Below are 14,375 nucleotides of genomic sequence, written 5' to 3' on the forward strand. Positions count from 1 at the left end.
GGTCCGTTTCGCCCGGTCGTGGTAGGCGCCGGGGGGCCTGATCCGGTTATCGCCCGTCCGCAGACCTGTGAAACAGGCAAAGCGGTCACGAAACCGCGACATCGCCCGTCGCCGCAGGTCAGCGCGGGACGTCGCTCGATAGTGGCACTATCCAAAGGGCGCCGTCCAAGATCCGGACGGCGCCCGCGTGTCAGCCCCCGGAGGGGCTCCGGCTCAGCTCTGGCCGGTCAGCGTGGCCACCAGGTCGGCGGCGGTGCGGCAGCGGTCCAGCAGAGCGCCCACGTGCTGCTTGGTGCCGCGCAGCGGCTCCAGGGTCGGGACGCGCTGGAGCGACTCGCGGCCGGGGACGTCGAAGATGACCGAGTCCCAGGACGCCGCGGCGACGGAATCGGCGTACTGCCGCAGGCAGCGGCCGCGGAAGTAGGCGCGGGTGTCCTCGGGCGGGTCGTCGATGGCGTGCTCGACCTCGGCCTCGGTGATGAGGTGCTCGACGCGGTCGCGGGACGCCAGGCGGTTGTAGAGGCCCTTGTCGGGCCTGATGTCGGCGTACTGCAGGTCGACGAGCTGGAGGCGCGGGTGGGACCAGTCGATGCCGTCGCGGCTGCGGTAGCCCTCCAGGAGCGCGAGCTTGGCGACCCAGTCGAGTTCGCGGGACAGCTGCATGGGGTCGTCGCCGAGGCGGTGCAGGACGGACTCCCAGCGGTCCAGGACGTCCTTGGTCATCTCGTCGACGTCGGCGCCGTAGCGGTCCTCGACGTACTTGCGGGACTGCTCGAGGTACTCCATCTGGAGCTGGACGGCGGTCATCTTGCGGCCGTCGCGCAGGGTGAGCAGGTGCTTGCAGGACGGGTCGTGGGAGACGGCGCGCAGGGCGGCGACGGGCATGTCGACGGACAGGTCGACGGTGAGGAAGCCGTCCTCGATCATGGCGAGGACGAGGGAGGTGGTGCCGAGCTTGAGGTAGGTGGACAGCTCGGCCATGTTGGCGTCGCCGATGATGACGTGGAGGCGCCGGTACTTCTCGGGGTCGGCGTGGGGTTCGTCGCGGGTGTTGATGATCGGGCGCTTGAGGGTGGTCTCGAGACCGACCTCGACCTCGAAGAAGTCGGCGCGCTGGCTGATCTGGAAGCCGTCGCCGCGTCCGTCGACGCCGATGCCGACGCGGCCGGCGCCGCAGACGACCTGGCGGGAGACGAAGAAGGGGGTGAGGTGGCGGACGATGTCGGCGAAGGGGGTCTCGCGGCGCATGAGGTAGTTCTCATGGCAGCCGTAGGAGGCGCCCTTGTTGTCGGTGTTGTTCTTGTAGAGCTGGATGGGGTGGGTGCCGGGGACCATGGCGGCGCGGGCGGCGGCGTCGGCCATGACGCGTTCGCCGGCCTTGTCCCAGATGACGGCGTCGCGGGGGTTGGTGCACTCGGGTGCGGAGTACTCGGGGTGGGCGTGGTCGACGTAGAGCCGGGCGCCGTTGGTGAGGATGATGTTGGCGAGGCCGAGGTCCTCGTCGGTGAGCTGGGTGGGGTCGGCGACCTCGCGGGCGAGGTCGAAGCCGCGGGCGTCGCGGAGGGGGTTCTCCTCCTCGAAGTCCCATCGGGCCCTGCGGGCCCGTGCCGCCGATGCCGCGAGGTAGGCGTTGACGACCTGGCTGGAGGTCACCATCGCGTTGGCCCCTGGCTGTCCGGGTACGGAGATGCCGTACTCGGTCTCGATGCCCATCACCCGCCGAACACTCATATCGTCGAGCCTATCGGGGCCGGGAGGGTGGAGCCATGGGGCCGGTCCTTCCCGGGGCGTGTCGGGGGCCGCGGAGGGCGTTGAGACGGCGTGCGGCGGGCGCCCCGGTGGTGGGGCGGCCGCCGTATGGCCGTTCGTGTGGTGCGTGTTACAGGTATTGGCCGGTGTTGGCGACGGTGTCGATGGATCGGCCGGCTTCCGCGCCCTTGGTGCCGGAGACGAGGGTGCGGATGTAGACGATCCGCTCGCCCTTCTTTCCGGAGATGCGGGCCCAGTCGTCGGGGTTGGTGGTGTTGGGCAGGTCCTCGTTCTCGCTGAACTCGTCGACGCAGGCGGCGAGCAGGTGGTTGACCCGCAGGCCCTTCTGGCCGGTGTCGAGGAACTGCTTGATGGCCATCTTCTTGGCCCGGTCGACGATGTTCTGGATCATCGCGCCGGAGTTGAAGTCCTTGAAGAACAGGACTTCCTTGTCGCCGTTGGCGTAGGTGACCTCGAGGAAGCGGTTCTCCTCGGTCTCGGCGTACATCCGCTCGACGGTCCGCTGGATCATGGCCTCGACGGTGGCCTCTTCGGAGCTGCCGTGCTCCTTGAGGTCGTCGGGGTGCAGCGGGAGGCCGGTGAGAATGTACTTGGAGAAGATGTCCTTGGCCGCCTCGGCGTCCGGCCGTTCGATCTTGATCTTGACGTCCAGGCGGCCGGGCCGCAGGATCGCGGGGTCGATCATGTCCTCGCGGTTGGAGGCGCCGATGACGATGACGTTCTCCAGTCCCTCGACGCCGTCGATCTCGCTGAGCAGCTGCGGGACGATGGTGTTCTCGACGTCGGAGGAGACGCCGGATCCGCGGGTGCGGAAGATGGAGTCCATCTCGTCGAAGAAGACGATGACCGGGGTTCCGGCGGAGGCCTTCTCGCGGGCGCGCTGGAAGACCAGGCGGATGTGCCGCTCGGTCTCGCCGACGTACTTGTTGAGGAGCTCCGGTCCCTTGATGTTGAGGAAGAAGCTCTTGCCCTCCTTGCCGGTCTGCTCGGCGACCTTCTTGGCCAGGCTGTTGGCGACGGCCTTGGCGATGAGGGTCTTGCCGCATCCGGGCGGTCCGTAGAGCAGGACGCCCTTGGGCGGCCGCAGGTGGTGCTCGCGGAAGAGGTCGGCGTGCAGGTAGGGAAGTTCGACCGCGTCGCGGATCATTTCGATCTGCGAGCCGAGGCCGCCGATCTCCTCGTAGGAGATGTCGGGGACCTCTTCGAGGACGAGTTCCTCGACCTCGGCCTTGTGGATCTTCTCGTAGGCGTAGCCGGAACGGGGTTCGAGCATCAGGGAGTCGCCGGCGCGGAGCGGGACCCCGCGCAGTGGTTCGGCGAGCTTGATGACGCGTTCCTCGTCGGTGTGCCCGATCACGAGGGCGCGTTCGCCGTCGTCGAAGAGCTCCTTGAGCATGACGACTTCGCCCTGCTCCTCGAACTTGAGCGCTTCGACGACGTTGAGGGCCTCGTTGAGCATGACCTCCTGGCCGCGTTGGAGTTCGTCGAGTTCCACGGCGGGGCTGACGTTGACGCGCAGCTTGCGTCCGCCGGTGAAGATGTCGACGGTTCCGTCGTCGCGGGCTTCGAGGAAGACCCCGAATCCGGAGGGTGGTTGCGCGAGCCTGTCGACCTCCTCCTTGAGCGCCACGATCTGTTCGCGAGCCTCTTTGAGGGTCGCTACGAGTCGCTCGTTCTGGCCCGTCACTGCGGCCAGGTTCGCTTGTGCCTCATGGAGGCGTTCTTCTAGGACACGTACTTGGCGCGGGGATTCCGCGAGCTTGCGGCGCAGCACGGAGATCTCCTCCTCCAGGAAGGAGATCTGCGTTTGGAGGTCCTTGACCTCCTTGTCGTGCTGCGCCCTGCGCGCCCCAGCATCGTCACGAGCGGCCACGCCCCGTCACCTCCTCACGAAGAGAGCCGACGACCTACTGAGACCCTACCTATCTGGAGGGCTTCCGTAACCTGCCCATTCGGTACTCGTGTCGTGCGGGGGTGGTTCGGGTGGTGTTCGGGGGGCGGTGCGGGGGTGGTGTTGGTGGTGGTGTTGTGCTGGGCGGACCTGGGGTTTTGGGTGTGGGGGCGTGTCGGGGTGGAGGGTTTGTCGATTTCGGGGTGTGTGGGGTGGGACACGGGCGTGTCGCGGCGCGGCGGGTTGCCGGAGCTTGCCCGGAGACAGGGCGGTGTCCCGGTCTAGGGCTCGGTGGTGGGCGCGGGCGCGGCGTCGCCGGGTGCAGAGGCCCCTGCAGCGGGGGTGCCGGTCTCGGGGGCGGGGTGGGCGCCCTTGGCGGGGCGGCGGCGGCGGACGGGCGGGGTGACGCCGTCGGCGAGGCGGCGGGCGGTGACGAGGAAGCCGGTGTGGCCGACCATGCGGTGGTCGGGGCGGACGGCGAGGCCGTCGACGTGCCAGGAGCGCAGGAGGGTCTCGAAGGCGTAGGGCTCGGCGAAGGCGCCGTGGGCGCGCAGGTCCTCGACGACGCGGGACATCTGGGTGGTGGTGGCGATGTAGGCGCAGATCATGCCGCCGGGGATGAGGGCCTTGGCGACGGCGTCGAGGGTCTCCCAGGGGGCGAGCATGTCGAGGACGACGCGGTCGGCCTCGGTCTCGGTGAGGGCGTCCTCGAGGGAGCCGACGGTGAGGCGCCAGGAGGGGTGGGGGCCGCCGAAGAACTTCTCGACGTTGGCGCGGGCGATGTCGGCGAAGTCGGGGCGGCGCTCGTAGGAGGAGACGAGGCCGTGTTCGCCGACGGCGCGCAGGAGGAAGCAGCTGAGGGCGCCGGAGCCGGCGCCGGCCTCGATGACGCGGGCGCCGGGGAAGATGTCGGCCATGGCGACGATCTGGGCGGCGTCCTTGGGGTAGACGACGGCGGCGCCGCGGGGCATGCGGACGGCGAAGTCGGCGAGGAGGGGCCGGAAGGCGAGGTATTCGACGCCGCCGCTGGAGCGGTAGACGGTGCCTTCGGGGCTGCCGATGATGTCGTCGTGGGGGACGGAGCCCTTGTGGGAGTGGTAGAGCTTGCCGGGCTGGAGGGTGATGGTGTTGATGCGGCCCTTGGGGTCGGTGAGCTGAACCTGGTCGCCGGGCCGGAACGGGCCGTGCGGGATGCGGCCGGTGGCGGGTGCGGGCTCGGTGGGCTGGGGTTCGCTCATGGTGGTCAAGGCTAGCGGCGGGCGGCCGCGGCTCAGGCCGTCCGGGGCGGGGCCGGGCGTGGTGCGGAGGGCGGGCTAGACGCCGGCGAAGGCGCGGTCGACGTCGGCGACGGCGAGGACGCCGTAGACGCGGCCGTCGGGTTCGGTGAGGAGGTATTCGGGGGCGGGGTTGCGGCGCAGGGCGGTGATGAGGTCTTCGCCGGTGAGGTCGGCGGGGAGGGTGAGTTCGGGTTCGAGGCCGCGGGACAGTTCGCCGACGGTGATCCAGGGGCGGCGGTGCTCGGGGGTGGCGGTGACGGCCTTCTCGCTGACGAGGCCCTGGGGTCTGCCGTCGTGGTCGGCGACGACGAGGGCGCCGGCGTGGTCGGCGTGGGCGCGGCGGACGGCTTCGGCGAGGGGGGTGTCGGGGGTGACGAGGGTGGCGCGGCGGGCGAGGCGGCGGGCGGACAGGAGGGGGACGCGGTCGCGGAAGCGTTCGGCGCGGATGGCCTGGGTGGCGCCGACCCAGATGAAGGAGGCGACGAGGGCGGACCACAGGAGGGCGAGCCAGCCGAAGCCGCCGGTGCCGCCTTCGGTGCGGTAGGTGGCGAGGTAGGCGCCGGTGATGAGGCAGGCGATGGCGACGCCGCGGCCGACCCAGCCGGCGAAGATGGCGCCGTTGCGGCTGTGGCCGGTGGCCTTCCAGACGGCGGCGCGGACGAGGCGTCCGCCGTCGAGGGGGAGGCCGGGCAGGAGGTTGAAGACGCCGACGAGGAGGTTGGCGAAGGTGAGGGCGTCGACGAGGAGGAGGGCGACGTCGGGGAGGGGGAGGACGGCGTGGGCGAGGAGGCCGAGTCCGGCGAGGACGAGGTTGATGAGGGGGCCGGCGAAGGCGATGAGGAATTCGCGGCCGGGGGTGGCGGCCTCGCGTTCGATGGAGGTCTCGCCGCCGAGGATGTGGAGGGTGACGGAGCGGACGGGGAGGCCGAGGACGCGGGCGGTGACGGCGTGGCTGAGTTCGTGGACGAAGACCGAGCCGTAGAGCAGGACGGCGTAGGCGAAGGCGACGAGGTAGCTGGCGGGGCGGTCGATGACGCCGTTGACCTGGCCTTCGAACATGACGGTGACGAGGATGGCGACCAGGAACCAGCTGGGCGAGACGTAGACGGGGACGCCGAAGGGGCGGCCCATGTAGAGGCCGGGCCGGGCGTCGGGGCCGCCCTTGCGGGGGCCGGGGTCGCCGGCGGGCGTCTTGCCCTGGGTCGGGGGCGCGCTGTTGGTCACGTCTCCGATGCTACGGCCCCGTAGGGGCGGGTCGGCGTGCGGTGCGCGGTGATCTCGGCGGGTGGGGCGGGGGTGCGGGATTTCGTCGGGGGTGTCGCCTACGCTGCTGTGCCATGACGACGACCGAGGCCGGTGGTGAGGTGTCCGTTCCGTCTCCGCGGGGTGGCGGCGGGCCCGTGGTGGAGGGTCCTGCGGTGGTGGGGTCGCTGTCGCCGTCGCGGGCGGGTGATTTCATGACGTGTCCGCTGCTGTACCGGTTCCGGGTGATCGATCGGCTTCCGGAGCGGCCGAGTCCGGCGGCGGCGCGGGGGACGCTGGTGCATGCGGTGCTGGAGCGGCTGTACGACCTGCCGGCGGGCGGGCGGACGGTGGGGGCGGCGCTGGAGCTGCTGGGGCCGCAGTGGGAGCGGCTGCTGGCGGCGGAGCCGGAGCTGGCGGGGCTGTTCGAGGACGGCGAGGCCGGTGAGGCGGACCGGTCGGAGTGGCTGGGGCAGGCGCGGCGGATGGTGGAGCGGTACTTCACGTTGGAGGATCCGCGGCGGCTGGAGCCGGCTGAGCGGGAGCTGTTCGTGGAGACGGTGCTGGATTCGGGGTTGAAGCTGCGGGGGTACATCGACCGGGTGGATGTGGCGCCGAGCGGTGACGTGCGGATCGTGGACTACAAGACGGGGACGGCGCCGCGGGCGGATTTCGAGGCGCGGGCGCTGTTCCAGATGAAGTTCTACGCGCTGGTGCTGTGGCGGTTGCACGGGCGGGTGCCGCGGTTGTTGCAGTTGATGTATCTGGGGAACGGCGAGGTGCTGCGGTACGAGCCGGAGGAGCGGGATCTGCTGGCGACGGAGCGGAAGGTGGAGGCTCTGTGGCAGGCGATCCGGCGGGCGATGGATTCGGGTGAGTGGCGGCCGCGGACGAGCCGGTTGTGCGACTGGTGCGATCACAAGGAGCGGTGCCCGGAGTTCGGGGGTACTCCCCCGCCGCTGCCGGCGGTGCCGGTGCGGCGGCCGTCTCCGGCGGATCTGGAGGGGTCGGCGGTGGCGGCCGCGGCGCGTGAGCGCGACGACCTGTAGCGACGCGCGCGGGCCCGGCCCCGGGCGGCCGGGAGGCCCGCCGGGGGCGGGGCCGTCGCGGGTCGTAGGGGCGCCGGGCGGGGTCATCCTTGGGGAGGATCGCGGATCCGCGCGCAGGAGGGGTCGCGACCTGCCATGACCTCCTAGGGTGATAGTCGTGTCACCCCGCATCCGTGGTCTTCGTACCTTTCGTGCCTGGCTGCAGGCGCGTCCGCAGGCGGCGGACGCGTTGCTCGCGCTGGGGCTGCTGCTGGTGGGCCTGCCGCAGCTGTACCTGCAGGACTATCCGGACGGCGGTGACTACGGGGACTTCCGGGCGCCGGACGCGGCGGACGGGCTGATCGTCGTCGTGGTGACGATGGCGCTGACGTGGCGGCGGCGCCGTCCGCTGCCGGTGCTGCTGCTGATCGTGGCGGGCGAGCTGGCGCTGACGGTGCGGGGGTATCCGCCGTCGGTGCCGGACGTGATGGCGTTCCTGATCGCGATCTACAGCCTGTCGGCGCACCGGGGGCTGGCGCAGAGCGCGCTGGGCGGTGTGGCGGGGTTCGTGTCGTTCCTAGTGTCGCTGGTGATGATGCCGGTGGAGACGTCGCCGGTGGTGCTGGTGAGCGACTGCGCGCTGGTGGCGGGGGTGTGGGTGCTGGGCCGGAACCTGCGGCTGCGGCGGGCGTACTTCGCGGAGCTGGAGGACCGGGCGGCGCGGCTGGAGCGGGCGCGGGGCACCGACGCGCGGGCGGCGCGGATCGAGGAGCGGTCGCGGATCGCGCGGGAGCTGCACGATGTGGTGGCGCACCATGTGAGCGTGATGACGGTGCAGGCGGGGGCGGCGCGGCGGATCATCGACCGGGATCCGGGCAGCGCGCGGGAGGCGATGTCGACGATCGAGGAGGTCGGGCGGACGGCGCTGAGCGAGATGCGGCGGATCGTGGGGGTGCTGCGGACGGAGCGGGACGCCGAGCAGGCGGGGCGGGAGCTGGCGCCGCAGCCGGGTCTGGGGGATCTCGGGGAGCTGCTGGACCATGTGCGGGAGACGGGGCTGTCGGTGCAGCTGTGGATCGAGGGTGAGGCGCGGACGCCGTCGCCGGGGGTGGACGTGGCGGCGTTCCGGCTGATCCAGGAGGCGCTGACGAACACGTTGAAGCATGCGGGGGCGCAGGCGCGGGCGTGGGTGCGGCTGTACTACACGGAAGCGGATCTGACGGTGGAGATCGAGGACGACGGGCGGGGCACGGCGACGATCGTGGCGGACGGGACGGACAATCCGGGGCACGGGCTGGTGGGGATGTACGAGCGGGTGGCGTTGTACGGGGGTGAGCTGCGGATCGGGCCGCGGGTGGGCGGCGGGTTCGGGGTGCGGGCGCGGTTCCCGCTGGAGGCGTGAGGTGGCCGGGACGGAGCCGGGGACAGAGCCGGGGACAGAGCCCGGGAGCGGGCCCGGGGGCGGGGCGGGCAGGCCGCCGCGGAGGCGGGGAGGGCATAGGGTGACGTTGGCCGGGCCCGGGCGGGGCGCAGGCCGAGGAGCGGGCGAGGAGCGGGGACGATGGACGTGAGCGGGGTGGCGCGGTGAGCGCGGTGCGGGTGCTGCTCGTCGATGATCAGCCGTTGCTGCGCACGGGGTTCCGGCTGATCCTGGAGGCCGAGGCGGACATCGCGGTGGTCGGCGAGGCCGGAGACGGCGCGGCGGCGGTGGAGTTGACGCGGTCGCTGCTGCCGGACGTGGTGCTGATGGACATCCGGATGCCGGGCGTGGACGGGATCGAGGCGACCCGGCGGATCATCCGGGACGGTGCGGCGTCGCACGACCCGAAGGTGCTGATCCTGACGACGTTCGATCTGGACGAGTACGTGATCGAGGCGGTGCGGGCGGGGGCGAGCGGGTTCCTGCTGAAGGACTCGCCGCCGGAGGACCTGGTGCAGGCGATCCGGATCGTGGCGGAGGGCGACGCGATCGTGGCGCCGAGCGTGACGCGGCGGCTGCTGGACCGGTTCGCGACGCGGCTGCCGTCGGTGCGGGACGCGGCGCCGCCGCCGGGACTGGACACGCTGACCGCGCGGGAGCGCGAGGTGCTGGCGCATGTGGCGCGGGGCCAGTCGAACGCGGAGATCGCCGCGGAGCTCGTGGTGAGCGAGACGACGGTGAAGACGCACGTGGGGAACGTGCTGGCGAAGCTGGGGCTGCGGGACCGGGTGCAGGCCGTGGTGTACGCCTACGAGACCGGGTTGAGCCGCCCCGGCCAGAGCTGACCCCGGCCAAGGCCGGGCCCTCCAGGGGGTGACCTCGGCCAGGGGCGTCCCCGAGGCCGGTGAGGGCCGTCGGCGCTGGTGGGGCGGTGGTCCACGGGCCCGGCCTCAGGGGCGGGCCCTGAGCGGACCCATCTTTCGCCAGTGGCCCCCTACTCCGGTAGGACGACCCCGGCGCCGTCTCTCCTGCCAGGGATGGAGCGGTAAGTCCATTCCTGGGGTGCATCCCACGGGGCCGCCCGACTCCTACTGTTCTGAGGGACGGGCCGTCCGGGGGACGGAAGCGCGGCCCGCGGCACTTCCACCCTCATCCACTCACACAGGGGAGTTCACGTGACGAACACCGCCCCATCGACCGCTGACGCGCTCTACGCGCCCGGGGCGGGCGACTTCGCCGCACGGGCCCATCAGATCGCCAAGGTGTACGGGCGCGGCGACGCCCAGGTGGTCGCGCTCGACTCGGTGACCGTGGGGATCCCCCGCGGCCGGTTCACCGCGATCATGGGCCCGTCCGGTTCGGGGAAGTCGACCCTGATGCACTGCATGGCGGGGCTCGACTCGGTGGACTCCGGGCAGGTGTTCATTGGCGACACCGAGCTGACCGGGCTGAAGGACAAGCAGCTCACCCGGCTGCGCCGCGACAAGATCGGATTCATCTTCCAGGCGTTCAACCTGGTCCCGACGCTGACGGCGCTGGAGAACATCACGCTGCCGATGGACATCGCGGGCCGTAAGGCCGACAGGGCGTGGGTGGACGAGGTGATCGACACCGTGGGGCTGCGGCCGCGGCTGAAGCACCGCCCGTCGGAGCTGTCGGGCGGGCAGCAGCAGCGGGTGGCGTGCGCGCGGGCGCTGGCGTCCCGCCCGGAGATCATCTTCGCGGACGAGCCGACCGGGAACCTGGACTCGCGGTCCGGCGCGGAGGTGCTGTCGTTCCTGCAGGACTCGGTGCGGCGGATGGAGCAGACGATCGTGATGGTGACGCACGACCCGTCCGCGGCGGCGTACGCCGACCAGGTGCTGTTCCTGTCGGACGGGCAGATCGTCGACACGATGACCGGGCCGACGGCCGAGCGGGTGCTGGAGCGGATGAAGGGCTTCGACGCCGCCGGCGCTCCGGCGCCGCAGGGACCGGGGGTCGCGGCGCGATGATGGGCAAGGTCACGCTCCGCAACCTGGCGGCGCACAAGATCAGGCTGGTGCTGACGGCCGTCGCGGTGATCCTCGGCGTGGCGTTCGTGGCCGGCACGCTGATCTTCACCGACACGATGAACAAGCAGTTCGACGACCTGTTCAGCCGGGTCGGCAAGAACGTCGCCGTGGACGTGCGGGCGAAGAAGGTCGTGGGCGGCGACGATGACGGGCAGGCGGCCCAGCCGGTGCCCGCGTCGGTCCTCAGGGCGCTGAAGGGCGTCGACGGGGTGAAGGACCCGCAGGGCAACGTGAACGGCTACGCGGCCGTCGTGGGCCGCGACGGGAAGATCGTCGGGTCGGGCGGGCAGGGCCCGCCGCAGCTCGGCACGAACTGGAACACCGGCGGGTCGTTCGACCTGAAGTCGGGCCGGGCGCCGAGCGGCGCCGGCGAGGTGATCATCGACGCGGAGACCGCGAAGAAGGGGAAGCTGGCGGTCGGCGACACCGTCGGGGTCGTGTCGGCGGGGCCGGCGCAGCGGATGCGGATCGTCGGGCTGATCGACACCGGGAACCTGATGGGCGCGAGCGTCACCGCGTTCGACACCCCGACGGCGCAGCGGCTGATGCTGAAGCCCGGCTACTTCAGCGACATCGAGATGGGCACCGCGGGCCCGTCGGAGACGCAGCTGCGCGACCGGGTCGCCAAGGTGCTGCCGGGCGGCATGGAGGCCGTCACCGGCACGAAGATGCGCGACGAGAACAAGAGCGACGTCGCGCAGATCATGGGGTTCTTCCGCACGTTCCTGCTGGCGTTCGCGCTGATCTCGATCTTCGTCGGGGCGTTCATCATCTTCAACACGTTCTCGATGCTGGTGGCGCAGCGGACCCGGGAGCTGGCGCTGCTGCGGGCGATCGGCGCGGCCCGCCCGCAGGTGACGCGGGCGGTGATCGGTGAGGCGGTCGCGGTCGGGGTCGTCGGGTCGACGCTGGGCCTGGCGGCCGGCGCGGGCCTGGCGGCGCTGCTGCAGACGCAGATGGGCGACGCGGGGTCGGGCGGGCTGACGCTGACCGCGACGCCGGTGATCTGGTCGTACGTCGTCGGGATCGTGGTGACGGTGGTGTCGGCGTACTTCCCGGCGCGGCGCGCGGCGAAGATCCCGCCGGTCGCGGCGATGCGCGACGATGTGGCGCTGCCGCAGCGGACGCTGCGGATCCGGGTGGCGCTGGGGTCGCTGCTGACGCTGATCGGCGCGGGCCTCATCGCGGCGGGTCTGGCCGGGAACGGCGGGAACCCGGCGGTGCCGGTCGGGGCGGGCGCGTTCGCGGTGTTCGTCGGGGTGGCGATGCTCGCTCCGGTGATCAGCGTCCCGGTGGTGAAGGTGCTGGGGTGGCCGTTCGCGCGGCTGCTGGGCGCGCCGGGGCGGCTGGCGCGGCAGAACGCGCTGCGCAACCCGCGCCGCACCGCCGCGACCGCCGCCGCGCTGATGATCGGCCTGGCGCTGATCACGACGGTGAACGTGCTGGGCGCGACGATGCGGGCGTCGATCGAGGAGCAGGTGGACGCGCAGTTCGGCGCGGACTACCTGGTGCAGGCGACCGGCGGCGACATCACCGCCGACGCCGCGCAGAAGATCAAGGCGGCGCCCGGGGTGGAGTCGGCGTCGGCGACCTACGAGGGCACCGCGAAGATCGGCGGTGAGCGCGGCACGTACATGTCGGGCGACGTCGGCGTGATCGCCGAGGCGGCGCGGCTGAAGGTGGTGTCGGGCGGCGCGTCGATCGGCGCGGCCGGGCTGATGGTGAACGAGTCGACCGCGAAGGACAAGGGCTGGCACGTCGGGTCGACGGTGCCGGCGCTGTTCCCCGACGGGAAGACCGAGCAGCTGAAGGTGACCGGGATCTTCGCCAAGAGCGACCTGATCGGCAGCCGGATCATCTCCCAGCAGGTGTACCTGAAGCACACGGTGCGGCCGTCGGTGGACGCGGTGCTGGTGAACGCCGCGAAGACCGACGCGTCGACCAAGACGGCGATCGAGTCGTCGATCAAGGCGTACCCGAACCTGAAGGTGTCGGACCAGACGTCGCTGAAGAAGGACGCCCGCAAGCAGGTCGACGGGTTCGTGACGTTCCTGTCCATCCTGCTGGCGATGTCGGTCATCATCGCGGCGGTCGGGGTGGTCAACACCCTGGCGCTGTCGGTGATCGAGCGGACCCGGGAGATCGGGCTGCTGCGCGCGATCGGGATCTCCCGGCGGCAGCTGCGCCGGATGATCCGCGTCGAGTCGATCGTGATCGCGGTGTTCGGGGCGGTGCTCGGGATGGGCATCGGGGTGGCGTTCGGCGCGGCGCTGCAGAACGCGCTGAAGGACCAGGGCCTCGGGGTGCTGGCGGTGCCGTACGGGACGCTGGGCGTGTACCTGGTGGTCGCCGCGGTGATCGGTGTGCTGGCGGCGCTGTGGCCGGCGTGGCGCGCCGGGCGGATGGACGTGCTGAAGGCGATCTCGACCGAGTAGGGCCGGGCGCCCTGCGGCGCGGAACGGCGAAGCCCCGGTCCCCCTTCGCGGGGGCCGGGGCTTCGGCGTGCGGGAGGCACGCCCGGGGGCGGGTCCTCACCGGCGGCCCGGCGCCGTGAAGGCGCGGCCGGGCCGGCCGGATGCTAGTCGGTCGGTTCGCCGTCGGTCTCGGCGGCGGGCGCGGCGCCGGGCGCCACCGCGGCCTTGGCGACCTCGTCGGTGGCCGACACGGTGGTGTTCTCCGGGAAGTGGCAGGCGGCGTGGTGGCCGTGGCTGAGCTCGATCAGCGGCGGCTCGACCTGCTTGCAGATGTCCTGCGCCTTCCAGCAGCGGGTGTGGAACCGGCAGGCGGGCGGCGGGTCGAGGGGGCTCGGCACGTCGCCCTGCAGCCGGATCCGCTGCCGGTTCCCGCGCTCGGCCGGGTCGGGGATCGGCACCGCCGACAGCAGCGCGTTGGTGTAGGGGTGCATCGGCCGCTCGTACAGGTCGTTGCGGTCCGCGATCTCGACGATCTTGCCGAGGTACATGACGGCGACCCGGTCGGAGATGTGCCGGACGACCGACAGGTCGTGCGCGATCACCACGTAGGTGAGGTCGAGCTCGTCCTGCAGGTCCTCCAGCAGGTTGACGACCTGCGCCTGCACCGACACGTCCAGCGCCGACACCGGCTCGTCCGCGACGATCAGCTTCGGCTTGAGCGCCAGGGTGCGGGCGATGCCGATCCGCTGGCGCTGGCCGCCGGAGAACTCGTGCGGGTACCGGTTGTAGTGCTCGGGGTTGAGGCCGACCAGCTCCAGGATCTCCTGGACGGCCATCTTCACGCCGTTCTCGGTCTGGATGTTCTGCAGCCGGAACGGGGCCCCGACGATCGCGCCGACCGTCTTGCGCGGGTTCAGCGACGAGTACGGGTCCTGGAAGATCATCTGCAGGTCGCGGCGGAACGGCCGCATCCGCGCCTGCGACATCGAGGTGATGTCCTGGCCCTCGAACCGGATGGTGCCGAAGCTGGGGTCCAGCAGCCGCATGATCATCCGGCCGGTGGTGGACTTGCCGCAGCCCGACTCCCCCACCAGGCCGAGGGTCTCGCCCTTGCGGACGGAGAACGACACGCCGTCGACGGCCTTCACCGCCCCGACCTGCCGGCGCAGCAGCCCCGCGGTGACGGGGAAGTGCTTGCCGAGGCCGTCCACCTCCAGCAGCATCTCCCCGTCCCCGGCGGGACGGGCCGCTGCCGCGTCGGCGGAGGTCTCCGCGGCGC

10 protein-coding genes are annotated in these 14,375 nt (G+C 71.7%); 5 read left to right on the plus strand and 5 right to left on the minus strand.

What is annotated here, in order from left to right:
- Nucleotides 1-213 precede the first annotated feature (213 nt).
- The 4 genes from dop to ABD296_RS30540 all read right to left on the minus strand — a co-directional run bounded on the left by dop (nucleotide 214) and on the right by ABD296_RS30540 (nucleotide 6,162).
- A complete protein-coding gene (gene dop, locus ABD296_RS30525) occupies nucleotides 214-1,731 on the minus strand; it encodes a depupylase/deamidase Dop (RefSeq protein WP_285921176.1) in 1,518 nt (505 codons plus the stop codon).
- Between the two features lie 148 nt (nucleotides 1,732-1,879).
- A complete protein-coding gene (gene arc, locus ABD296_RS30530) occupies nucleotides 1,880-3,643 on the minus strand; it encodes a proteasome ATPase (RefSeq protein ID WP_344274857.1) in 1,764 nt (587 codons plus the stop codon).
- Nucleotides 3,644-3,942: 299 nt separating this feature from the next.
- Nucleotides 3,943-4,899, minus strand: a complete 957-nt coding sequence (locus ABD296_RS30535) for a tRNA (adenine-N1)-methyltransferase (RefSeq protein WP_344274860.1) — start codon at nucleotides 4,897-4,899, stop codon at nucleotides 3,943-3,945.
- A 75-nt stretch (nucleotides 4,900-4,974) separates the two neighbouring features.
- Nucleotides 4,975-6,162: a site-2 protease family protein gene (locus ABD296_RS30540; protein ID WP_344274863.1), complete on the minus strand. Its 1,188-nt coding sequence runs from the start codon at nucleotides 6,160-6,162 to the stop codon at nucleotides 4,975-4,977.
- Nucleotides 6,163-6,275: 113 nt separating this feature from the next.
- Here ABD296_RS30540 and ABD296_RS30545 point away from each other — a divergent pair, with 113 nt between their 5' ends.
- The 5 genes from ABD296_RS30545 to ABD296_RS30565 all read left to right on the plus strand — a co-directional run bounded on the left by ABD296_RS30545 (nucleotide 6,276) and on the right by ABD296_RS30565 (nucleotide 13,117).
- Entirely contained in the window at nucleotides 6,276-7,229 is a 954-nt protein-coding gene (locus ABD296_RS30545; protein ID WP_344274866.1) for a RecB family exonuclease, read from the plus strand.
- Nucleotides 7,230-7,386: 157 nt separating this feature from the next.
- The gene (locus tag ABD296_RS30550; protein WP_344274869.1) at nucleotides 7,387-8,610 is read left to right on the plus strand and encodes a sensor histidine kinase; all 1,224 of its coding nucleotides are present in this window, start codon (nucleotides 7,387-7,389) and stop codon (nucleotides 8,608-8,610) included.
- Nucleotides 8,611-8,792: 182 nt separating this feature from the next.
- On the plus strand, nucleotides 8,793-9,473 hold the full coding sequence (locus tag ABD296_RS30555; RefSeq protein ID WP_344274872.1) for a response regulator transcription factor: 681 nt from the start codon (nucleotides 8,793-8,795) through the stop codon (nucleotides 9,471-9,473).
- Nucleotides 9,474-9,803: 330 nt separating this feature from the next.
- Entirely contained in the window at nucleotides 9,804-10,622 is an 819-nt protein-coding gene (locus ABD296_RS30560; protein WP_344274876.1) for an ABC transporter ATP-binding protein, read from the plus strand.
- On the plus strand, nucleotides 10,619-13,117 hold the full coding sequence (locus ABD296_RS30565; RefSeq protein ID WP_344274879.1) for an ABC transporter permease: 2,499 nt from the start codon (nucleotides 10,619-10,621) through the stop codon (nucleotides 13,115-13,117). The genes ABD296_RS30560 and ABD296_RS30565 overlap by 4 nt, the downstream gene beginning before the upstream one ends.
- A 143-nt stretch (nucleotides 13,118-13,260) precedes the next feature.
- Here ABD296_RS30565 and ABD296_RS30570 read toward each other — a convergent pair whose 3' ends face one another.
- Nucleotides 13,261-14,319, minus strand: coding sequence for an ABC transporter ATP-binding protein (locus ABD296_RS30570; protein WP_344274944.1), 1,059 nt, complete (start codon nucleotides 14,317-14,319; stop codon nucleotides 13,261-13,263).
- Between the last annotated feature and the right edge of the window lie 56 nt (nucleotides 14,320-14,375).

The sequence above is a fragment of the Actinomadura napierensis genome, assembly GCF_039529375.1.
Classification (GTDB): domain Bacteria; phylum Actinomycetota; class Actinomycetes; order Streptosporangiales; family Streptosporangiaceae; genus Spirillospora; species Spirillospora napierensis.

Coding starts and splice junctions, on each gene's coding strand:
- dop (WP_285921176.1), bottom strand. CDS start 1,731: ATGAGTGTTCGGCGGGTGATGGGCATCGAGACCGAGTACGGCATCTCC.
- ABD296_RS30535 (WP_344274860.1), bottom strand. CDS start 4,899: ATGAGCGAACCCCAGCCCACCGAGCCCGCACCCGCCACCGGCCGCATC.
- ABD296_RS30545 (WP_344274866.1), top strand. CDS start 6,276: ATGACGACGACCGAGGCCGGTGGTGAGGTGTCCGTTCCGTCTCCGCGG.
- ABD296_RS30565 (WP_344274879.1), top strand. CDS start 10,619: ATGATGGGCAAGGTCACGCTCCGCAACCTGGCGGCGCACAAGATCAGG.
- ABD296_RS30570 (WP_344274944.1), bottom strand. CDS start 14,319: ATGCTGCTGGAGGTGGACGGCCTCGGCAAGCACTTCCCCGTCACCGCG.